Annotated in this window: 20 protein-coding genes; 13 read left to right on the top strand and 7 right to left on the bottom strand. The window is 65.6% G+C overall.

What is annotated here, in order from left to right; all coding sequences use genetic code 11:
• Positions 1–12: 12 nt before the first annotated feature.
• The 7 genes from HQ354_RS02055 to HQ354_RS25445 all read left to right on the top strand — a co-directional run bounded on the left by HQ354_RS02055 (position 13) and on the right by HQ354_RS25445 (position 9680).
• Positions 13–633: a YigZ family protein gene (locus HQ354_RS02055; protein WP_308115178.1), complete on the top strand. Its 621-nt coding sequence runs from the start codon at positions 13–15 to the stop codon at positions 631–633.
• Between the two features lie 194 nt (positions 634–827).
• Entirely contained in the window at positions 828–1334 is a 507-nt protein-coding gene (ssb, locus tag HQ354_RS02050) for a single-stranded DNA-binding protein (RefSeq protein ID WP_068423812.1), read from the top strand.
• Between the two features lie 124 nt (positions 1335–1458).
• Positions 1459–3138, top strand: coding sequence for an energy-dependent translational throttle protein EttA (gene ettA / locus HQ354_RS02045; RefSeq protein ID WP_068423855.1), 1680 nt, complete (start codon positions 1459–1461; stop codon positions 3136–3138).
• Between the two features lie 5 nt (positions 3139–3143).
• Positions 3144–3569, top strand: coding sequence for a thioesterase family protein (locus tag HQ354_RS02040; RefSeq protein WP_084423646.1), 426 nt, complete (start codon positions 3144–3146; stop codon positions 3567–3569).
• 97 nt (positions 3570–3666) lie between these two features.
• Positions 3667–8496, top strand: a complete 4830-nt coding sequence (locus HQ354_RS02035) for an NAD-glutamate dehydrogenase (protein WP_068423808.1) — start codon at positions 3667–3669, stop codon at positions 8494–8496.
• A 40-nt stretch (positions 8497–8536) separates the two neighbouring features.
• A complete protein-coding gene (locus HQ354_RS02030) occupies positions 8537–9001 on the top strand; it encodes a thioesterase family protein (protein WP_068423806.1) in 465 nt (154 codons plus the stop codon).
• A complete protein-coding gene (locus HQ354_RS25445) occupies positions 8994–9680 on the top strand; it encodes a hypothetical protein (protein WP_308115179.1) in 687 nt (228 codons plus the stop codon). Before HQ354_RS02030 ends, HQ354_RS25445 begins: the two co-directional genes overlap by 8 nt.
• Here the strand turns inward: HQ354_RS25445 and HQ354_RS02015 are convergent.
• The 4 genes from HQ354_RS02015 to HQ354_RS02000 all read right to left on the bottom strand — a co-directional run bounded on the left by HQ354_RS02015 (position 9653) and on the right by HQ354_RS02000 (position 13641).
• Positions 9653–10579, bottom strand: a complete 927-nt coding sequence (locus HQ354_RS02015) for a DMT family transporter (RefSeq protein ID WP_068423797.1) — start codon at positions 10577–10579, stop codon at positions 9653–9655. The two genes, HQ354_RS25445 and HQ354_RS02015, sit on opposite strands and share 28 nt — an antisense overlap.
• Entirely contained in the window at positions 10567–12153 is a 1587-nt protein-coding gene (locus HQ354_RS02010) for a glycoside hydrolase family 13 protein (protein ID WP_068423793.1), read from the bottom strand. The genes HQ354_RS02015 and HQ354_RS02010 overlap by 13 nt, the downstream gene beginning before the upstream one ends.
• A gap of 66 nt (positions 12154–12219) precedes the next feature.
• Entirely contained in the window at positions 12220–12615 is a 396-nt protein-coding gene (locus HQ354_RS02005; protein ID WP_068423791.1) for a globin, read from the bottom strand.
• A gap of 51 nt (positions 12616–12666) precedes the next feature.
• Positions 12667–13641 carry a mechanosensitive ion channel family protein gene (locus HQ354_RS02000; protein WP_068423789.1) on the bottom strand — a complete coding sequence of 325 codons (975 nt, stop codon included), beginning with the start codon at positions 13639–13641 and terminating at the stop codon, positions 12667–12669.
• 192 nt (positions 13642–13833) lie between these two features.
• Here HQ354_RS02000 and HQ354_RS01995 point away from each other — a divergent pair, with 192 nt between their 5' ends.
• The 3 genes from HQ354_RS01995 to HQ354_RS01985 are packed head-to-tail and all read left to right on the top strand — an operon-like array spanning position 13834 to position 15270.
• Positions 13834–14505, top strand: coding sequence for an HNH endonuclease (locus tag HQ354_RS01995; protein WP_174551382.1), 672 nt, complete (start codon positions 13834–13836; stop codon positions 14503–14505).
• Between the two features lie 50 nt (positions 14506–14555).
• Positions 14556–14807 carry a hypothetical protein gene (locus HQ354_RS01990; RefSeq protein WP_068423786.1) on the top strand — a complete coding sequence of 84 codons (252 nt, stop codon included), beginning with the start codon at positions 14556–14558 and terminating at the stop codon, positions 14805–14807.
• Positions 14794–15270 carry a DUF5130 domain-containing protein gene (locus HQ354_RS01985; RefSeq protein WP_068423784.1) on the top strand — a complete coding sequence of 159 codons (477 nt, stop codon included), beginning with the start codon at positions 14794–14796 and terminating at the stop codon, positions 15268–15270. The genes HQ354_RS01990 and HQ354_RS01985 overlap by 14 nt, the downstream gene beginning before the upstream one ends.
• A 72-nt stretch (positions 15271–15342) precedes the next feature.
• Here the strand turns inward: HQ354_RS01985 and pepN are convergent, their stop codons facing one another.
• On the bottom strand, positions 15343–17916 hold the full coding sequence (gene pepN, locus HQ354_RS01980) for an aminopeptidase N (protein ID WP_222634067.1): 2574 nt from the start codon (positions 17914–17916) through the stop codon (positions 15343–15345).
• A gap of 161 nt (positions 17917–18077) precedes the next feature.
• Between pepN and HQ354_RS01975 the strand changes: the two genes are divergently transcribed.
• The gene (locus HQ354_RS01975; RefSeq protein WP_374107362.1) at positions 18078–18695 is read left to right on the top strand and encodes a DsbA family protein; all 618 of its coding nucleotides are present in this window, start codon (positions 18078–18080) and stop codon (positions 18693–18695) included.
• A 63-nt stretch (positions 18696–18758) separates the two neighbouring features.
• Here HQ354_RS01975 and HQ354_RS01970 read toward each other — a convergent pair whose 3' ends face one another.
• Complete coding sequence (locus HQ354_RS01970; protein WP_254303463.1) at positions 18759–19436, bottom strand: DUF429 domain-containing protein; 678 nt, start codon at positions 19434–19436, stop codon at positions 18759–18761.
• 16 nt (positions 19437–19452) lie between these two features.
• Here HQ354_RS01970 and HQ354_RS01965 point away from each other — a divergent pair, with 16 nt between their 5' ends.
• Together HQ354_RS01965 and HQ354_RS01960 are read left to right on the top strand one after the other, a co-directional pair.
• Positions 19453–19956, top strand: coding sequence for a ribose-5-phosphate isomerase (locus tag HQ354_RS01965; protein WP_068423778.1), 504 nt, complete (start codon positions 19453–19455; stop codon positions 19954–19956).
• A 2-nt stretch (positions 19957–19958) separates the two neighbouring features.
• Entirely contained in the window at positions 19959–20756 is a 798-nt protein-coding gene (locus HQ354_RS01960) for an Fpg/Nei family DNA glycosylase (protein ID WP_114332711.1), read from the top strand.
• Between the two features lie 10 nt (positions 20757–20766).
• On the opposite strand, the gene HQ354_RS01955 is transcribed toward HQ354_RS01960, so the two are convergent.
• Entirely contained in the window at positions 20767–21492 is a 726-nt protein-coding gene (locus tag HQ354_RS01955) for a GA module-containing protein (protein WP_222634091.1), read from the bottom strand.
• Positions 21493–21592: the final 100 nt, after the last annotated feature.

Below are 21592 nucleotides of genomic sequence, written 5' to 3'. Positions count from 1 at the left end.
AACGGAGTGGTCGTGGTGCGCACGGTGGCGTCGGCGGTGCGTGCCGAAGTGGAGATCAAGAAGTCGCGGTTCATCGCGATCGTCGCCCGTGCGGCCTCCGAAACGGAAGCGCGCGCGGTGATCGCGTCGAGGCGAAGCGCCGAACCTGCTGCGCGACATCATTGTTCGGCGTTCGTGTACGGAGACGTGCACCGAGTCGAGAGGTCGAGCGACGACGGTGAACCGGGCGGAACCGCGGGCACTCCGATGCTCGACGTTCTGCGCGGACACGACCTGACAAACGTCGTTGCCGTCGTGACGCGGTACTTCGGGGGAACGAAGCTGGGCACCGGTGGCCTGACGCGGGCGTACGGGGGAGCGGTCGCAGAGGCTCTCGGCGGTGCGTCGTTCCTGTACCGACACCGGCGAACGCTGATGCGCATCGAACTGCCGCACACCGATGCCGGGCGCGTCGAATCGGAGCTGAGGCGTCGCGACGTGGAAATCGTGTCCGTCGAGTACGGCGCTTCGGCCATGCTGACCGTGGCCGTCGCCGATACCGCGGACTTCGACGCGACCCTGGCGGATCTGACGGCGGGGACCGTGACGTCCGAACGGCTCGGAGAAGCGTACGTCGAAACGTCCGCTCCGTAGCAGCGGACACCGACACGTTCGTCGCCGGTGAGCCCGAGACGGCCTCGTTCGTCCACAACGCGCGCTTTATCCCCAGGGTTGTTCGTTCGCCCAGCTCGAACCCACGATTCGACGTCACCCGTGCCGCACAGTGTTCCCATCGGCCCGGCGATGCCGACCGAGACCAGCGAATCCGATTCCAAGGGGGACAGTCGATGTACGAAGCACAGTGCGCGGTGGTGGGAACCGTCATCACACATCCGGTCAAGCGACAGACCGCGAGCGGGGAGCAGGTTCTGAGCTTCCGGATGGCGAGCAATGCCAGGCGGCAGAACCGCACCACAGGGGAGTGGACGGACGGGGGCACGTTGTACTTGACGGTCACATGCTGGCGCAGGCTGGTCACGGGCGTCGGTGCGTCGCTGATGAAAGGTGACCCGGTGGTCGCCTACGGCCAGCTCCGAACCAACGAGTACACGACGAGAGAAGGCGTCGAACGCGCGGATCTCGAGATGACCGCGAGCGCAGTCGGGCCCGATCTCTCGCGCTGCGTCGTCGAGGTCGATCGGAGGCGAGCCGCGGCGAAACTCGTCGAGCAGGATGGTTCCGAGGACGCCGTCGAGCCGGATCGAGGCGACGAGGACGAGTACGACGAGCAGGATCCGACCGATCCGGGAACGGAGTTCTCCGACACGCACGACGCCGTCACCGCGGCAGTCTGACCGATGCGTCCGGGCATGCGCCTCGGGGCCGTCGCGCAGCGCATGTCCGGTGCGTCGCACCGTTCCCGACGACGGAGAACGGTCGATGGTGTTCGACGGCCGTTCCACCGATAAGCTGGCGCACATGGCGGAATTCATCTACACCATGAAGAAGGTGCGCAAGGCGCACGGCGACAAGGTCATCCTCGACGACGTCACGATGAGTTTCTACCCGGGAGCGAAGATCGGCGTCGTCGGCCCCAACGGCGCCGGTAAGTCAAGCATCCTCAAGATCATGGCCGGTATCGATCAGCCCGGCAACGGCGAGGCGTTCCTCGCGCCCGGCGCTTCGGTCGGCATCCTGATGCAGGAACCGGAACTCGACGACGCCAAGACCGTTCGCGAGAACGTCGAAGACGGCCTCGGCGACACGATGGTGCAGCTCAAGCGGTACAACGAGATCGCCGAGCTGATGGCCACCGACTACTCGGACGAGCTCATGGAAGAGATGGGCGAACTGCAGGAGAAGCTCGACCACGCCGACGCGTGGGAAATCGACTCCCAGCTCGAGCAGGCGATGGACGCGCTGCGCTGCCCGCCGCCGGAGTCTCCCGTCACCAACCTCTCCGGTGGTGAGAAGCGACGTGTCGCGCTGTGCAAGCTGCTACTGAGCAAGCCAGACCTGCTCCTTCTCGACGAACCGACCAACCACCTCGACGCGGAATCCGTTCTGTGGCTCGAGCAGCACCTGGCGGCGTACCAGGGTGCCATTCTCGCCGTCACCCACGACCGGTACTTCCTCGATCACGTCGCACAGTGGATCGCCGAGGTCGACCGTGGACACCTGTACCCGTACGAGGGCAACTACTCGACCTACCTCGAGAAGAAAGCCGAACGTCTCGAGGTCGCGGGCAAGAAGGACCAGAAGCTGCAGAAGCGCCTCAAGGACGAACTCGCATGGGTTCGTTCCGGTGCGAAGGCTCGGCAGGCGAAGAACAAGGCTCGTCTCGACCGATACGACGAGATGGTCGCCGAGGCGGAGAAGACCAGGAAGTTGGACTTCGACGAGATCCAGATCCCCGCGCCTCCGCGCCTGGGTGACGTGGTCGTCGAGGTCTCGCACCTCGACAAGGGCTTCGACGGCCGTGTCCTGATCAAGGACCTGTCGTTCACGCTGCCGCGCAACGGCATCGTCGGCGTCATCGGCCCCAACGGTGTCGGTAAGACCACGCTGTTCAAGACCATCGTCGGGCTCGAGGAGCCGGACGGCGGCGAGGTCAAGGTCGGTCAGACGGTCAAGCTCAGCTACGTCGACCAGAACCGTGCGGGTATCGACCCGAAGAAGACCGTATGGGAGACGGTGTCCGACGGCCTCGACTTCATCACCGTCGGAAACCAGGAGTTCCCGTCGCGCGCCTACATCAGTTCGTTCGGTTTCAAGGGGCACGACCAGCAGAAGCCGTCGGGCGTGCTGTCCGGTGGTGAGCGCAACCGCCTGAACCTGGCGATGACGCTGAAGCAGGGCGGAAACCTGATCCTGCTCGACGAGCCGACCAACGACCTCGACGTCGAGACGCTCGGTTCGCTCGAGAACGCGCTGCAGGAGTTCCCGGGTTGTGCCGTGGTCATCTCCCACGACCGCTGGTTCCTGGACCGGACGTGCACGCACATCCTTGCCTGGGAGGGTGGTTTCGGTGACAACGAGGCAGCCTGGTACTGGTACGAAGGCAACTTCGAGGGCTACGAGGCGAACAAGATCGAGCGCCTCGGACCCGACGCGGCCCGTCCGCACCGCGTCACGCACCGCAAGCTGACCAGGGACTGACGCTCTTGTCGAAGACATTCGAGTATTCACTGCAGGTTCGGTGGAGCGACTCGGATCGACTCGGGCACGTCAACAACACGCGGTTCGTCGAATATCTGCAGGAAGCTCGGGCGCACTTCATCACCGAACTCCTGACGGAGACAGTGGGGAGCAGGGGGACGACGGTCGTGCGCAGGCTGGCCGTCGACTTCCTGCGTCCCCTCTTCGACGACTCGGGGCCGCTGTCGATCGAGGTGACGATTTCGAGTATCGGCACGACGTCCTTCGGCGTCCGGCATCTGGTCCGGGACGCCGAGGGCGCGCTGTGCGCCGAGGCGGAAGCACTCATGGTGATGTTCGACCTGTCGTCGCAGTCGTCTCGGCCGATCACCGACTTGGAAAGAGCCGCGTTCACCGAGTACCTGCTCGACGTCCCGGCCACCTCGACGTAGTCCGCGTACCCCGTGAGAGACGTCGATCCCCGATAGGGTCATGTGAGGCGACGACGCGGTCGCCGGAGATTCCTGTTCGAGGGAGTGGTTGAAACAGATGCCGAACTCGGCTGACACGACGGACACGGACCGACCGACCGGACTACCCGAGAAGTTGGTGACCACACTGCCGGAGGTGGAGGCCGCGTATCTCGCGCACGTCGACACCGACGACTCGACTGGGACGGTCGTCCGGTCGAATCGGCAGATGGTGCTGGCCCACCTTCGATCGGCAGCACACCGATCCTCCGGGATCGCGGTCGTGCAGTTGAATCGGCCCGATGCCGGCGCCGAGGACGGCGGTGGCTTCTATCTGCAGATCGTCACCGACGACATGCCCTTGCTCGTCGAATCGGTCGTGTCGCAGCTCGGTCGGCTCGGTGTCGACGTCCTCGAGGTCGTGCATCCTATTCTGTCGGTGACGCGGGACGACGACGGCAACTTGCTGACGGTCGGTCAAGGCAACGGCACCGCGCCCTCCGGAACTATTCGCGAGTCGTGGATGCACCTGCAGCTGGGCCCGTCTGTCGACGACGAGACGCTCGACAGTCTGGAGTCGGCTGTCGCGGAAGTGCTGTCCGATGTGCGTGAGGTCGTCGAGGACACCGACGACATGCGTCTCGCACAGAGCTCGGTCGCGAGCGCACTCGACGAACTCGCGGACCGGGAGAGCCGGCCCGACGGCGGTCAGCTCCGCGACGCGGCGAATCTGCTTCGATGGCTCGCCGACGGCCACTACACGTTGCTCGGATACCGCCGTTACCGCGCGGGCGAAGCGTCGACGAACGAGCTCGGTCTCGGAGTGCTTCGGTCGGACAACGCGCTCGGATCGGATCTGCCTCCCGAGGCGGGTCGAAACGAGTTGCTGACGCTGACACAGGGGTCGAGACCGGCAACGGTGCATCGCGCGGTATACCCGTACTTCGTGACCGTGTTCGACAGGGCCACACCGGAACTCGGCGAACACCGGTTCGTCGGCGTCTTCACGGTGACGGCATTGCACGAGAACGTCCTCGACATCCCGGTGATCGAACGTCGGGTGCGGTCGGTGATCGACCGTGCCGGATACGATCTCGGCTCGTTCTCCGGCCAAGCCATGCTCGAAGTGATGCAGTCCATGCCGCGTTCGGAGCTGTTCGCGACGAGTGAGGACGTGCTCTTCGACACCGCGTCTGCCGTCATGGCGATCGGCAGGCGTCGTCGCGTCAAGGTGTTTCTGCGTGAGGACTCGGACGGTGCATTCGTGTCCGCGCTCGTCTATCTGCCCCGCGACCGGTACACGACGCGTGTGCGTCTGGCGATCCAGGATTGCCTGCTGCGTGAACTCGGCGGCTCCAGCATCGACTACACCGCTCGTGTCACCGAATCCGCCCTTGCTCTGCTGCACGTGACGGTGCGTCGCGCTTCCGGGGAATCGGTCCACGCCGACCTGTCACCGGACAACATCGCCCACATCGAATCGCTCCTCACCCGGACCATCCGGACGTGGGAAGACGGCCTCGCCGAGGCAGTGACGCGGGACGGTGCCGTGGACCCTGTACTCGCAACGCGGTACGCCGACGCGTTGCCGGAGGCGTACAAGCAGGATTTCGGTCCCGAGCGGGCGGTGTCCGATATTGCTCGCCTCGGTGCGCTCGCCGACGGCGGCATCGACATGCAGCTGTATCGGGATGCCGATTCCGACGTGGGATCGTGGCGTTTCAGCCTGTACATCGGTGGGCGTGGAGTCTCGCTGAGTCAGGTCCTGCCGATTCTGCAGAGTCTCGGCGTCGAGGTCGACGACGAGCGGCCGTACCCGGTCGTTCGCCCGGATGGAATCCAGTGCTGGATATACGATTTCGGTGTGTCGGCGTCGCGCGAGATGCTGTCCGGCGCCATCGATGGCGACCTCGACGCCGAACTGCACACCGCGGGTGATCCCCAGACCGAAAGCCGTGTGCAGATTCGTTTCACCGACGCGTTCAGCGCCGTGTGGCACGGACGAGCCGAAGCGGACCGGTTCAACGAGCTCGTCATGCGGGCGGGACTGACGTGGCGTCAAGCGGTCATACTTCGCGCATACGCGAAGTACCTGCGACAGGCCAACTTCCCGTACAGCCAGTACGCCATCGAGGGCGTTCTGCTCGCACACCCGCGGACGGCGGGACTGTTGGTGGCACTGTTCGAATCGCAGTTCGATCCCGATGTCGCACAACGTCGCTCCGACGAGTTGATCACCGAGCTTCGTTCCCTGATCGACCAGGTCATCAGCCTCGACGCGGACCGAGTTCTTCGGTCGATCTTCGAGTTGATACGTGCCACGCTGCGGACGAATTTCTACGTGCTCGACGACGCGGGCGATGCGCGAGAATTCTTGTCGCTCAAGTTCGATCCGCAGGAGATCGCCGAACTGCCGAAGCCCCGGCCGAAGTTCGAGATCTTCGTCTACTCGCCGCGGGTCGAGGGTGTGCACCTGCGATTCGGCGAGGTGGCGCGAGGAGGGCTGCGGTGGTCCGATCGCCGCGAGGATTTCCGTACCGAGATACTCGGGCTGGCCAAGGCGCAGATGGTCAAGAACGCCGTCATTGTCCCGGTGGGCGCGAAAGGCGGGTTCGTCGTGAAGCGGCCGCCCACGCCGTCGGGTGACGCTGCGGCGGATCGCAAGGCGACCGCCGACGAGGGCCAGGCATGCTATCGCGTGTTCGTCGCGGGACTGCTGGACGTGACCGACAATCTCGACCGCGCCAGCGGCGCGGTCGTGCCACCCGACCGGGTCGTGCGTCGCGACGGCGACGACACCTATCTCGTCGTCGCCGCCGACAAGGGAACCGCGACGTTCTCCGATTTCGCCAACGAGGTTGCGGCCGAATACGATTTCTGGCTCGGCGACGCGTTCGCGTCCGGTGGGTCGGCCGGCTACGACCACAAGGCCATGGGTATCACCGCCAAGGGTGCGTGGGAGAGCGTCAAACGTCATTTCCGTGAGCTCGGGATCGACACGCAGACACAGGATTTCACGGTCGTCGGCGTCGGCGACATGAGTGGCGACGTGTTCGGGAACGGCATGTTGCTCAGCCGACACATCGGACTGCTCGCCGCGTTCGACCACCGCCACATCTTCCTCGACCCGAATCCCGACCGTGCGGCGTCGTTCGCCGAGCGCGAGCGGCTGTTCGCGTTGCCCAGGTCGTCGTGGGCGGACTACGACAAATCGCTGATCTCGGAGGGCGGTGGGGTGTACGAGCGGACGGTCAAATCGATCCCGATCAGTGAGCCCGTCCGCGAGGCGCTCGGGCTCGACGACGATACGACGGCCTTGTCGCCGCCCGATCTGATGCGCGCGATCCTCACCGCGCCTGCGGACCTGCTGTGGAACGGCGGAATCGGCACCTACATCAAGGCGTCGAGCGAGTCGAACGCGGACGTGGGGGACAAGTCGAACGACGCGGTGCGCGTCAACGGTCGCGACCTGCGGGCCACGGTCGTCGGCGAGGGAGGAAACCTCGGCGCCACCGCGCTCGGCCGCATCGAATACGACATGGCGGGTGGGCGAATCAACACCGACGCCGTCGACAACTCGGCCGGTGTGGACTGTTCGGACCACGAGGTCAACATCAAGATCCTGCTCGAATCGGCAATCGCCGACGGCAAGCTTGCGCGCGAGGACCGCGATGAGCTGCTCGCGTCGATGACCGACGAAGTCGGCCGACTCGTGTTGTGGGACAACATCATGCAGAACGAGCTACTCGGTACCTCGCGGGCCGATGCGCCCGCGCTGTTGTCCGTGCACCGACGCGTCATCGAAGATCTGGAGGAGCGACGGGGCCTCGACCGCGAGTTGGAGGCGTTGCCGAGCGAAGCAGACTTCCGTCGTCGGAAGCAGGACGGCCGCGGACTGACGTCTCCCGAGCTCGCGACGCTCATGGCTCACGTCAAGCTCACACTCGAAAGCGATCTGCTCGCAAGCGAACTCGTGGACAGCGACGTCTTCGCATCGAAGCTGCCCGCGTACTTCCCGGCACCGCTGCGCGAGCCGTACGCGAGCGAGATCACCTCGCACCCTCTGCGGCGGCAATTGGTGGCGACCATGTTGACGAACGAGACCGTGGACCGAGGCGGTATCACGTTCGTCTACCGCCTCGCCGAGGATGCCGGTGCGTCCGGCACGGATGCCGTGCGCGCCTATGCCGCGGCCACCGAAATCTTCGATCTCGAGACTCTGTGGCAGGACATTCGCAACGCGCCGATTTCCACCGCGACCGCCGACGAGCTGATGCTCGAGTCGCGGCGGGTGCTCGACCGGGTGGCACGCTGGCTGTTGGCGAACCGCCCGCAACCGCTCGCCGTCGGAGCCGAGATCAGCAGGTACGCAGGCACGGTCGCGCGGCTACGCGATTCGATCGGGCGGTGGATCGACGGCCACCGGGCCGGTGAACTCGCCGGTCGGGTCGAGGAATCGGTGAAGAGCGGCGCACCGAGGGAGTTGGCGGTCCCGGTCTACCGACTCCTCGACATCTACTGCCTGCTGGACATCGCCGACGTAGCCGACATCACCGAGAACGAGCCCGAAGAGGTCGCCGAACTGTACTTCGCGCTCGACGCGCACATCGGCATCAACTGGTTGCTGACGTCGGTGTCCGGTCTGGCGCGAGGCGATCGCTGGCATTCGTTGGCGCGCTTGGCCCTTCGCGACGACTTGTACTCGTCGTTGCGCGCGATCACGAAAGAGGTTCTGCTGGGCGGTGAACCGCACGAGAGCCCTGCCGAGAAGATCGCCGAGTGGGAGGCGACCAATTCGTCGCGTCTGACGAGGGCGCGGACCGCGCTCGGTGAGATCGCCGACTCGGGAACACTCGATCTCGCGACGCTGTCGGTGGCGGCACGACAGGTACGCAGTATGGTGCCGTGACCGGATTCGAGCAGAACTACCAGCAAAGGACGGCCCGAGAGTGAGTGTGCCCGACGCCCATCTGTCCGAGGAGTTGCAGCCGAGCGAACGCATCGGTTTCCACACCACCGTCGAGGTGCGGTGGTCGGACATGGATGTCTACCAACACATCAACCACGCACGCATGGTGACGTTGCTCGAAGAGGCGCGCATTCCGTGGCTGCTGGTGGACGGCAGGCCCACCGCGAATCTTCGGCACGGAGCCGTCATCGCGGACCTGCACGTGAAGTATCGCGGGCAGTTGCGGCACGAGGACGGGCCGCTCGACGTGTTCATGTGGGTCGACAAGGTCAGAGCGGTCGATTTCGTCGTCGGCTACGAGGTCCGCGCGAGGGGCAAGTCCCTCGACACTCCCGCGTCGATCGTCGCGTCGACGCAGATCGCCGCGTTCGACATCGACACGCAACGCCTGCGGCGGCTGACCGGACCCGAGCGTGCCTACCTGGAGAGCTGGCGACGTGTTTGAGCGACGGCTCACGGTGCCGGACGTCGTCGAACGCGAGAACTTGACGGCGTTTCTCGGAAAGGCCGTTCGGCTCGACGAGGCTGCGGTGGTTCGGCTACGGATGCGCGCCGACGGTCGACTGTCGGTCTGGGCGACAACAGGTTTCGACGCGCTGGCGGTTCGGGTCGTCGACGGGACCATCGTGCCGGACGACACGTCGGCCGGTGCCGACGGCCTGCTCACCGCGCTGGCGTCCGCGACGTCGGGAGAAATCGACCCGGGGTTCTCGATGGACTCGGCCTGGCGTGGTGCCCTGCCGCCCGACCACGGTTTCGAGCACGTCGACGACGTGCCCGCGCGCGTGTTGATCGATCTCGCACAGCGCGGCGCCGCGTTGGCGAAACAACACGGCAGCAGCCACGGTCCGCCGGTGTCGCTCCTGGACCAGGACGTGCTGCACGTCGAAGGGCCTACAGGAGACGTGTCGATCGCGATGCGCACCGTGTTCGCGCTCACCGCCATGGGCTTCGTGCCTGCCACCGGGCAAGACCCGGTGACCGCCGACATCGATCTGTCCCGGATCGCGTCCGACGAACGCGTGCGGGTGCGCGCGACCGCGGTGTGGCTACGCCTCGACGCGCGGTTCGGGTCGGTGTTCAGCCGACGCGGTAATCAGTTGTCGCTCAGCGTCGAACGCTGAGACTGCCGCCGCACGTCGACGGCCAGCAGGATCAGAGCGGACGCGACCACTGCCATGCCGATCCCGGCGAGTACCGTCGGCGATTCTCCGAGGACGACGATGCCGAGCAACGCGGCGACGACGGGTTCCGCCAACGTGAGTGTGGCCACGGTGGCGGGCGGCAGCGCGCTCAATCCGATGCCGAACAGCAGATAAGCCACGACCGTCGGAATCAGCGCCAGGTACAGCACCACCGCGAGCCCAGGCGCCGAATCCAGCCCGCCGGGCCAGCGCAGGACGAGCACGGGCAGCAGTACGACGGCTCCCACGGCGAACATCTGCGCCATGGCCGCGTCGGGTCGCGTCCCCGAGGCGATGATCCTCGACCCGGCGACCGTGTAGATCGCGTAGCCGACACCCGCGGACAGTGCCGCGAGCGCGCCGAACACCATGTGGGATGCGTCGTCGGGGTCGGAACCGGTGACGAGGAGCATCATCCCGGCCACGGCCAGCGTCGTCGACGCGAACCAGACCGGTCCCGGTCGGGTTCGGTCGACGAGGGACTGCAGGACGCCGGTGAATGCCGGACCCGATCCGAGCGCGATCATGGTGCCCGCGGCGACACCCGCCATCTGTACGCCCGAAAAGAATCCGACCTGATAGACGGCGACCCCGACGCCGCCGATCAGGACGCGTCGCACGCCGGCGGACGACGTTGCTCCGAAGCCGCCGCGCAGCCACGCCAACGGCACCAGCACGAGGCCCGCGAGAGCGATGCGCGCGCTTCCGACCGCGAGAGGATCGAGGTCGACGCCGGCCGAGGAGGAGCCGAGCGCCTGGGCGGTCCCGGTGGTCCCGAACAGGGCAGCCGCGGCGAGGACGGCCGACAGGCCTGCAACGCCTGGCGTCAGACGAGCCACGCCGCCGCGTCGGCTGGGAGCTGACCGTCGACGAGGGGTGCGCTCGACATCAGCAGCTCGCCCGGAGGCAGCGGGATGGGTGCGTTCGTGGCGTTCAACGCGCAGATGAGCCCGCCTCGTCGCCGGAACGCGATGCACCCGGACGGGCTCCCGTACCAGTCCACCTCCGAACCGGTGAATTCGGGACGCAGTCCGCGCAGTTCGATCGCCGCGCGGTAGAGGCTGAGCATCGAGTCGACGTCCTCCAGCTGTGCCTCGACGGTCGACGACGCCCACTCCGGTGGCATCGGAAGCCAGGTCTCGGCGGATGTGCTGAAGCCGAACGGCGGTGCGGTTCCTTCCCAGGGGACCGGAACGCGGCACCCGTCGCGTCCGCGCTCGGCGTGGCCGGATCGCTCCCACACGGGGTCCTGCAGAACCTCGTCGGGGAGATCGACGTTCGGCAATCCGAGCTCTGCGCCGTTGTAGACGAACACGGCTCCAGGCAGTGCGAGCTCGAGAAGGATCATCGCCCGTGCGCGTCTCGTGCCGCGCTCGCCACCGCCGTAGCGAGTGACCTCACGCGCGATGTCGTGGTTGGACAACGCCCAGGTGGGGGTACCGTCGACCCGATCGACCGCGTCGATGGAATTCGTGACCGCGTCGCGAATGTCGGCTGCGTCGAAACGCGCCTCGGCCAGACGGAAATTGAAGCCGAGATGCAGTTCGTCGGGCCGAATGTAGTCGCCGAAGCGGACGTTGTCCTGCACCCAGATCTCGCCGATCGTCGTCGTACCCGGATACTCGTCCATCACCTTGCGAATGCCGCGGTGGATCTCGTGGACCGCGTCGTTGTCGAACCGAGGATCGTCGTCGTCGTTCCGCATCAACGCGTTGCCCTCGAGGTTCATGTCGAGGAGCTCGTCCGGCTTGGCCATTCCGTGCGCGACGTCGATGCGGAATCCGTCGATGCCGCGATCGAGCCAGAACCGCAGTGTCGTGGACAGATCTTCGACGACCTCCGGGTTGTTCCAGTTCAGGTCCGGCTGTTCCTTCGCGAAAATGTGCAGGTACCACTGGCCCGGCGAACCGTCGGGATTCTCGACGCGAGTCCACGCGGGCCCGCCGAAGATGGACGGCCAGTTGTTCGGTGGCTGGGAGCCGCCCGGACCCGACCCGTCTCGGAAGATGTACCGCGCCCGCTCGGGACTGCCGGGCGCCGACTCGAGCGCGTTCACGAACCATGGATGCTGCTCACTCGTGTGGTTGGGGACCAGGTCCATCGTGACCTTGATGTCGCGGCTGTGCGCTTCCGCGATCAGCGCATCCATGACGTCCAGGTCGCCGAACAGCGGATCGATCGCGCGAGGGTCGGAGACGTCGTACCCGTGATCTGCCATCGGGGAGCGCATGACCGGGCTGAGCCAGATGGCGTCGACACCCAGCAGCTCGAGGTACCCCAGACGGTCGCGGACGCCGCCGAGATCACCTACACCGTCGCCGTTCGAATCGGAGAACGAACGAGGATAGATCTGATAGAAGATCGCGTTCTTCCACCATGTGGTGTCGGTCGCGTGTTCGTTCGGGTCGGTCACGACTGTCAAGTCTGCCAAATGGGACACGGTCACTCGACTCAGGGACGGCGCGCCGCACGAGTGGTGTCAGATCGGCGAATTCACCATCGAGTTGGCGGCCATGTCCATGTAATCGACGAGCTGAGCGCGGTGTGCGTCGTCCAGCACCGAACGGTCGATGGAGTCGATCGCGACGTACATGCACCGCAGCCACGCGTCGCGCTCCATCGGGCCGATACGGAACGGAGAGTGCCTCATCCGCAGTCGGGGGTGGCCGCGCTCGTCGGAGTACGTGCGCGGCCCGCCCCAATACTGTTCGAGGAACATTCGCATGCGTCGTTCGGCGGGTCCGAGATCTTCTTCCGGGTACAACGGGCGAACGATCTCGTCCTTCGCCACTTCCTCGTAGAACTTGGCGGTCAGCTTGTGAAAGGTGTCCGCACCGCCGACCGCGTCGTAGAACGTCTGCTGCGGTTCGGTCATGTCAGTGCTTCTCTCCGTGTTCGGTGGGACGTGCATTCGGGTCCAGTATCGCTACTTCGACAGGTCGGGGACGAATCCGCCCGCTCGACCTTCCGGATACGGCGCCCGGACGCCCGCGTTCTCGAACGCCTGGAGGATTTCTCGGTGCATTCCGCGCTGCACGGCCCACTGACGTCCCGGACGCGTCTTGACGGTGATGCGAATGGTCACGGTGTCGGCGCTGACGGCGTTGACACCCAGCATCTCGGGTGCGCCGAGCAGGTCTTCTTCGAAGACGTTCGACTCCACGACGTCCAGTGCTGCCTTCTCCGCGACCTCGCACGCCTCGTCGACGTTGGCAGTGTGCGCGACCGGTAGATCGAGAACGGCGACGGCGAAGCCCTGGCTCATGTTGCCGACGCGCAGCACTTCTCCGTTTCGGCAGTACCAGACGGTGCCGTTGACGTCACGAACCGTCGTCACGCGTAGACCGACGCTCTCGACAGTGCCGATCGCTTCGCCGAGGTCGACGACGTCACCCACGCCGTACTGGTCTTCGAGGAGCATGAAGATGCCCGACAGGAAGTCACGAACGAGGTTCTGGGCACCGAAACCGAGGGCGACGCCGACGATGCCCGCGGAGGCGATGAAGGGTGCGACGTTCACTCCGACGACGTCGAGCACCGACAGGACGAACCAGGTGAGGATCACGACGGACACGCCGGACTTCATCACCGACCCGATGGTCGTGGCTCGTTGCCTGCGCCGTTCGGACAGGATGGTTCCCTGCAGCGACGTCGCCGCACGCTCACGCAGCGGGCGAAGCAGCAGTGGCGGCTTGGAGGAGTCGCTCGAGCTCCGACGCGTGAAGCGGTCGATGAGCTTGTGCAATACGAGTCGAAGGACGATCGCGAGAGCTACGTAGCCCGCGATTTGCAAAGGCCTGTCCACCAGCCAGTCCCGACCGGTTTCCGTCAATTCGAATGCTCGCGAGTCCAATGACAAGGCGGTGATGGATGAACGTGGATTCGGATCGATTGGAGACACCTGGAGAGTCTACGGACGGCGCGAGATCTCGCCACCCGCGTCGGCGACGGCTCCTCGTTCGCCCGGAATTCACCGATCCGCAATCGTTCGATCCGCAAAAAGAGGTGTGCGCGCAGGTCGGATTCGTGTTCCACTGTTCCTCGTGTTCCGCGCAAGCCATGCGCGGGCGCCGACTGCTCTGGGAGACCACCCATGAAGAAGAAGCAACACCACCGACAACTTCCGCCCACTGATGCCTACGAGACCGCAGACCAGCGGCTACGGACATCAGGGGCGAATGCTCTACACGTAGTCCCTCCCGACGGTTCCGCCGGGCATTCCCATATGGCGGAGGACGTCGTGCCCGCCTGGGTCAAACGACGGGTTCTGCTTCTCAACGCCACGTTCGAGCCTCTCACCGCGCTTCCGATGCGCCGAGCCGTCGTGCTCCTGGTGTGTGACAAGGCCGACGTCATTCATGACGATCCCGAAGGGCCGTTCATCCGATCCGCGGATTTCTCGGTCCAGGTTCCGTCCGTCATTCGTCTCCGGACGTTCGTCAGGGTTCCGTATCGCGCCCGGGTTCCGATGACCCGAGCCGCGCTCATGCATCGCGATCGCTTCCGGTGTGCGTATTGCGGCGGGAAGGCCGAGACGGTCGATCACGTCGTACCCCGTAGTCGCGGGGGAGGCCATTCGTGGGAGAACTGCGTCGCATGCTGTGCCCCGTGCAATCACCGCAAAGCGGACAAATTGCTCAGTGAGCTGGGATGGACGTTACGCGCACAGCTCGTGCCTCCGAAGGGCCCACACTGGCGGCTGCTCGCCAGCACCAAGGAACTCGATCCCTCGTGGCTTGCTTATCTGGGTGAAGGCGCAGCCTGACGGCCACCCGCCGTCGCTCTGCCGGGAAAAATGGACTAACGTCACACCCCGTGAGCATTCTCGAGACCTTGCTGATATTCGGGGTGATCCCGCTTGCGATCGTCGGGATCATCGGCGCGTTGTCCTACGTTGCAGCCAAGCAGCCGGGCCTGGACATCACGCCCTACCGGTTGACCGACAAGTGGACACGTGGCCCTGTGCTGTGGAGCGCGACCGACGAGGTGACCCCGCACGGCGGTGGCCACGGATCGCACGCGTCCGCAGTCGATTCGATCGGAGGTTCGGCAAGTGGCAAGTGGTGAACTGACACGCACTCATGTCGACGAGAGCGACCTGCCCTACGGCGCAGCGCTGACGTCGAGCGGCCGCATCTCGGCGGTGCACGAATTCGGAAAGCCGAACCCCGAGCACCTGCCGTTCGCGACGCAGGACCTCGTGGCCCTCGACGACGCCCTCACCGAAGCGACGCGTGCAACGCAGATTCGCTTCAACGTCTTCGTCGGAGACCTCGGCGCCAACCCCGCACTCGGAGCGAACGAGGTGTTCCCCGGAACCCCCGACGCCATCCGATCGGTGCTCGTCGCAGTCGACCCCGACAACAAGGCCATCGAGATCCGGACCGGCCGGCGCGTGTCCGACCGCGCGACGGACCGCGTCGCCCAGCTCGGCATCACGGCAGCGATCGGGCCGTTCCGCGACGGCAACCTGATCGACGGGCTCGTCAGCTCGATCCGCGTCATGGCTGCGGCGATCGTCAGCCCGTAACAACCTCTGCTCGCTACGACAGCGCCCCCGGGATATCCCGGGGGCGCTGTCTGCGTCGATGGACCCCGAGGGTCAGCTCGCGTCGAAGCGACGCGCCTTCAGCGACCGCACGATTCCGGCGCGTCCCTCGATGACGAGGCGACGCAACGCAGGCGGCAGATCACCGTCCAGGAATCGGTCCGCGGCCGCCACCGACTCGTCGCTGATCGACCACGACGGGTACAGGCCCACGACGACGGTCTGCGCGACCTCGCTCGACCGACGTGCCCAGACACCCGAGATGGCCTCGAAGTAGCGATCGACGAACGGCTCGAGCAGTGCGGACTGTCCCGGTCCGGCGAACCCGCCGATGATCGAGCGCGCAGTGATGTTCGGAACCGAATCGTCGTCGACGACAGTCGCCCATACCTGGTTCTTGACCTCGGCATCGGGACGAGCCGCGCGAGCGGCCGCAGCCGAACGGGCGCCTGCGGCGGTGTTGTCGCGGGCTGCTTCGGCGTCGATGACGGGTGACGCCGAGCCGCCGGAGTCGATCGCGCCCGCTCCGGCCAGAGCGGTGACGATTCTCCACCGCAGATCGGTGTCGACGTCGAGTCCGGCCAGACCCTGACCGGCGGCGTCGCCGTCGAGCAGGTCCTTCAGCACGTCGACGTGGCGGTCGGCCAGCACCGAACCGGTGAGTGAGTTGACGAACGCCAGCTGATGATCGGATCCGGCGTCTGCCGCGCGAGCCAGTTCGAGCAACGCGTCGGCGAACTCGGGCTGCCCGGTGGTCTCGGCCCAGTGCGGATCGGCGTAGCTGTTGATCGCCGTCTGTGCCTGCAGCAACAGACGCTGCACGACGCCGACCTCGGTCTCCGCGGCGATGCCACGCTGGACGAGCGCGACGAAATCGCGTGCCTTCATCTCGGCCTGACGCGTCATCTCCCAGGCGGCCGACCACGCGAGCGTCCGGGGGAGCGGATCGACGATGTCACCGATGCGCGTGATCAGAGTGTCGAGCGACTCCGAATCGAGACGCACCGAGCAGTACGTCAGGTCGTCGTCGTTGACGAGAACCAGTTTGCCGCGCGAGACGCCGACCAACTCGGCGATCTCGGTGCTCTCGGCCGCGTCGAGATCGAGTTCGACGCGCTTCGTGCGGACGAGCTTTCCGCCCTCGTCGTCGTAGATTCCGACGGCGATACGGTGCACGCGTCGCTCACCGGCGCCCGGTTCCGCACCGCCCTGTACGACGGCGAAGCGCGTGAAGTTGCCGGCGTCGTCGACGTCGAAGTCGGGGCTCAAGGTGTTGAGGCCGGTCGTGCGGAGCCACTGGTTGCCCCAGTCGGACAGATCGCGTCCCGACGACTTCTCCAGCGCCGACAGCAGGTCCGAGAACGTCGCGTTTCCGAAGGCGTGATCGACGAAGTACGCACGGAGGCCGGCCAGGAAATCGTCCTTGCCGACGTACGCGACGAGCTGCTTGAGAACGCTGGCGCCCTTGGCGTACGTGATGCCGTCGAAGTTGACCTCGACTGCGGCGAGGTCGGGGATGTCCGCGGCGATGGGGTGTGTGGACGGCAGCTGATCCTGCCGGTACGCCCATGACTTCTCGACGTTGGCGAACGTCGTCCACGCGTTGGTGTACTCGGTGGCCTCCGCCTGGCACAGCACGGACGCGAACGTCGCGAAGGACTCGTTGAGCCACAGGTCGTCCCACCACCGCATGGTCACGAGGTCGCCGAACCACATGTGGGCCATCTCGTGCAGCACCGTTTCGGCGCGCCGTTCGTACGAGTAGCGCGTCACCTTGGACCTGAAGACGTAGTCCTCGAGGAAGGTCACCGCCCCTGCGTTCTCCATCGCACCGGCATTGAATTCCGGGACGAACAGCTGGTCGTACTTGCCGAAGGCGTACGGGGTGCCGAAGTTGGCGTGGTAGAAGCCGAATCCCTGCTTGGTCTCGGTGAACAGTCGCTCGGCATCCATGTGCTCGGCGAGCGAGGCGCGGCAGTAGATGCCGAGGGGGATGGTGCCGTGGTCGTCGCTGTAGGAGTCGGTCCACTCCGCGTACGGACCTGCGATCAGCGCGACGAGGTAGGTGCTCATGAGCGGCGTCGTGTCGAAGACGTGTTCACCCGCGGCCGGTTCGGCGGCGTGCGCGGAGTTCGAGATGATCTTCCAGCTCTCGGGCGCGGTGACCTTCAGATCGAAGGTGGCCTTCAGGTCCGGCTGATCGAAGCACGCGAACATCCGTTTGGCGTCGGCCGTCTCGAACTGGGTGTACAGGTACACCGAGCCGTCGGAGGGGTCGACGAACCGATGCAGTCCCTCACCGGTGTTCGAATAGACGCACTCGGCATCGACTATCAGCTCGTTCTTCTCGGCGAGGTCGGTCAGCGCGATACCGGTCTCTTCGTCGTAGGACGAGATGTCGAGGTCGACGCCGTTGAGCGTGGCGGAGCGGATGCTGTCGGCGACGATGTCGACGAAGCTCGACAAGCCGGGCGTCGCGGAGAACTGGATCGTCGTCGTCGACAGGAACGTCTTCTCGCTGGGGTTGCCTGCGCCGTCGGTGAGATCGAGAACTATCGAATAGGTGGGGTCGCCGAGGACGGACGCGCGCGTCGCGGCCTGGTCGCGAGTCAGGTTGGGAGCAACCACGTTGTGTAGGCACCTTCTCGAGTAGGGAAACGATGGATGCCACCATCCCATCACGTTCCTGTTGCGGCATGCTGGTCAAGGGAGGGCATGGAATTGTTCGGCGCCGTCCGCAGTTGCGTGTTCTCGTAGTGGCTACGAACCCTTGGACGAAGGAGATGGACGTGACCGACAGTGCACAGAAGGACACCGCCGACTTTTGGTTCGACCCGCTGTGCCCCTGGTGCTGGATCACCTCGCGATGGATTCTCGAGGTCCAGCAGGTTCGCGACATCGACGTGAACTTCCATGTCATGTCGCTCGCAGTGCTGAACGAGGGACGTGACCTACCCGAGCAGTACGCGGACCTGATGAAGAAGGGCTGGGGACCCGTCCGCGTCGCGATCGCAGCCGCGCAGGAGAACGGCGACGAGATCCTCCCGGCCCTGTACACGGCAATGGGCACTCGGATCCACAACGAAGGCAACAAGGACTTCACCGAGGTCGTCGAACAGTCGCTCGCCGAGGTCGGTTTGCCTGCCGAGCTCGCCGAGGCTGCCGACAGCACCGACTACGACGAGGCCCTCCGCACGAGTCACCATGCCGGCATGGACAAGGTGGGCGACGACGTCGGAACGCCGACGATCCACGTCAACGGAGTCGCGTTCTTCGGGCCGGTTCTGTCGCGTATTCCGCGCGGCGAAGAGGCAGGCAAATTGTGGGACGCGTCGGTGATCTTCGCGTCGTACCCGCACTTCTTCGAGCTCAAGCGCACGCGCCACGAGGATCCCGAGTTCGATTAGGCGGCTTCGCCGCTCGTGCGTGCGAATGTATACCCCGCTATACATTCGCACGCACGAGTTCCATCAGGCGACGATGCGATCCGTCGCAACGACGGTTCCGAACACCCGGTGCTCGCCGCGGCTGAACCGCCACGCCGACCACGCGGCCGCCGCTGCGTCCACGGCGTCGTCGACGACGGGACCGACGGGCAACTGCGCGAGACCGGCGGCCAGTTCTCGGAGATCGAGCCAGGTTCCGAGGGCGGCCAGTCTCTGTCCCGCTCCGCGTGCCGACTTCTTCGACACGAACACCGTGTCCGGCGCCATCATCCGAAACGCGCACTCGGGATGCACCTCGACGACGCGTTCGACGTCGAAAGTCGCTGCATTCCACGCCCGCACCCCGGCCATCAGGTACCACGTCTGCTTGCTGATCGCCTTGCCTGTGAGGGACCGAGAGATTGCGCACGCGTTCTCGTACGAATCGGTGTCGAGGACGGCGCGCACCGGCGTGTGAAAGATCGACGAACGCGCCGGCCCGAGGAATGCTCTTGCCTCGGATTCGCTTACGCGGACGCCCTTCTCGGGCATCGACAACGGCATGTCCACACCCACGGCCGAACAGTCTTCCGTCGCGCGCAGAACCTCGTCCACGTCGGCGGCCACGGACCACTCGACGCGTCGCCCGTCGTACCGGGCGACCACCCACTCACCCTTGGCGCCGTCCACTCCGGCGACCGCGTTCCCCGCGCGCACATCCACCTGTCAGACTCTAGGCATGCGCGTATACCTGGGTGCCGACCATGCCGGACTCGAGTTCAAGAACCAGATCATCGAACACCTGACGAAGACCGGGCACGAGCCCGTCGATTGTGGTGCTTTCGAATACGACCCCGTCGACGACTACCCGGCGTTCTGCATCGACGCAGCCCGCCGCGTGGTGGCCGATCCCGGCAGCCGCGGCTTGGTGCTCGGTGGTTCCGGCAACGGCGAGCAGATCGCCGCGAACAAGGTTCCCGGCGCTCGCTGCGCGCTGGCGTGGAGCGTCGAGACGGCCACACTCGCCCGCGAGCACAACGACGCCCAGCTGATCGGCATCGGCGGACGCATGCACACGTTGCCGGAGGCCCTCGCGATCGTCGACGCGTTCCTCGGTACTCCGTTCTCCGGCGAGGAGCGTCACCAACGACGCATCGACATCCTGTCCGAGTACGAGCGCTCGGGTGACGCTCCCGACGTGCCCGGCGGCCAGAAGTTCGACGGTTCGTCGACGCCTGCGTAACTGTGCCGGAAGGGCATACCCTGCACCGCCTGGCGCGGTTGCACGGGCGACGGTTCGGCGGGGCACCGGTCGCGGTGAGCAGTCCTCAGGGACGGTTCACCTCCGGTGCCGCGCTCGTCGACGGACTCGTGCTCGAGAAGGCCGAGGCCTGGGGCAAGCATCTGCTGCACCACTACGAGTCCGATCTGATCGTGCACATCCACCTCGGCTTGTACGGCAAGTTCACCGAACATGCTGTGCCGCTTGCCGATCCGGTCGGTGCAGTCCGAATGCGGATGGTGGGCGACGAGTACGGAACCGACCTCCGTGGTCCGACGGCCTGCGAGATCTACACCGAGCAGCAGGTCGAGAACCTGAAAGCTCGACTCGGGCCCGACCCGATCAGGAAGGATGCCGATCCCGACAAGGCGTGGGCTCGAATTTCCAAGTCCCGCACCGCCATCGGCGGCTTGTTGATGGATCAGAAGGTCCTCGCAGGCGTCGGAAACGTCTACCGGGCCGAGATCCTGTTCCGTCACGAGATCAACCCGATGCGGCCGGGGAAGGACGTCGACCGGTCCGAATGGGACGCGCTCTGGATCGACCTCGTCGACTTGATGAAAATCGGTGTGCGACGCGGAAAGATCATCACGATCCGTCCCGAGGACGATCACGGGGAAGCGGGCTACGGACCGAAACGGCCCCGCACCTACGTGTATCGCAGGGCGGGGCGTCCGTGTCGAAACTGTGGAACCGAAATTCTGCATTCGGTGATGCAGGGGCGAAACTTGTTCTGGTGTCCGGTCTGTCAAGCCAACTAGCTCCGCTTCGTCAGAAGCCGCCGAAATCGCCTCCACCGAAGTCCCCGCCGCCGAAGTCGCCGCCGAAATCACCACCGCCGTCACCGAAGTCGCCTCCGCCGTCGCCGTAGTCACCGCCGAAATCTCCGCCGCCTTCGGACCCGTCGCCGGCTCCGCTCGCGAAATCCTGTTCGCCGTATCCGACTCCGGCCATGCCCGAGAACATCGCGGAGAACAGGAACATCGAACCGACGCCCCAGGCGCCTGCGACGAGCGCGGGCTTCCACCAGGGCTCGGAGTACCAGCCCGCCGGTACCGGGCGACCTGCGACCTTGCCGCCGGGGTAGTAGTTCGGTGTCCGGTCGGACGGGTTCGGTGACGCCTCGACCTGCCTGCCTTCGAAGTCGACCTTGCGATCCTCGGTGACCTGGCCTGCGGAGCGCTGACCGTCGATGCCTTGAATTTCGGGTCCGGGGTCCATGCCCATCGCGAGCCGTGCCGCACGGATGTAGTACAGGCCTTCGAGTGCGGTCTGCTTCGCCAGACGAGCCTGTTCGACGGTCTTCGCCTGATCGATCTGAGATCCTGCGGCGATGTTGCGTTCCGACGCGTCGGCCAGAGCCTGCTTCGACGCGGTGTCGGTGCCGGTGAGGTTGTAGATCTGGCCGCCGAGACGTTCGATCGACTGTCGCGCATCCGCCTTCGCGTCTTCCAGCGTGCTCGCCGTCCGGGCTGCGGAGTTCTTCTGGCTGCGCATGACCAGATACACGACTGCCGCGACGACGATGACGACGAGTAACAATGCTTCCACTGTGACCCCTTCCGGGGATTCTTCCGGGGGCGGACGATCACCGCGA

The sequence above is a fragment of the Rhodococcus sp. BP-261 genome (assembly GCF_019835205.1).
Lineage (GTDB): Bacteria > Actinomycetota > Actinomycetes > Mycobacteriales > Mycobacteriaceae > Rhodococcoides > Rhodococcoides kyotonensis_B.
This window is presented reverse-complemented; position numbering and strand designations above follow the sequence as displayed.

What these genes read in the sequence shown, in the direction of transcription:
- HQ354_RS01955 (WP_222634091.1), bottom strand. Translation starts at nt 21,492, where the DNA reads ATGCGCAGCCAGAAGAACTCCGCAGCCCGGACGGCGAGCACGCTGGAA.
- HQ354_RS01965 (WP_068423778.1), top strand. Translation starts at nt 19,453, where the DNA reads ATGCGCGTATACCTGGGTGCCGACCATGCCGGACTCGAGTTCAAGAAC.
- HQ354_RS02005 (WP_068423791.1), bottom strand. Translation starts at nt 12,615, where the DNA reads ATGACCGAACCGCAGCAGACGTTCTACGACGCGGTCGGCGGTGCGGAC.
- ettA (WP_068423855.1), top strand. Translation starts at nt 1,459, where the DNA reads ATGGCGGAATTCATCTACACCATGAAGAAGGTGCGCAAGGCGCACGGC.
- HQ354_RS02035 (WP_068423808.1), top strand. Translation starts at nt 3,667, where the DNA reads ATGCCGAACTCGGCTGACACGACGGACACGGACCGACCGACCGGACTA.
- ssb (WP_068423812.1), top strand. Translation starts at nt 828, where the DNA reads ATGTACGAAGCACAGTGCGCGGTGGTGGGAACCGTCATCACACATCCG.
- HQ354_RS01995 (WP_174551382.1), top strand. Translation starts at nt 13,834, where the DNA reads ATGAAGAAGAAGCAACACCACCGACAACTTCCGCCCACTGATGCCTAC.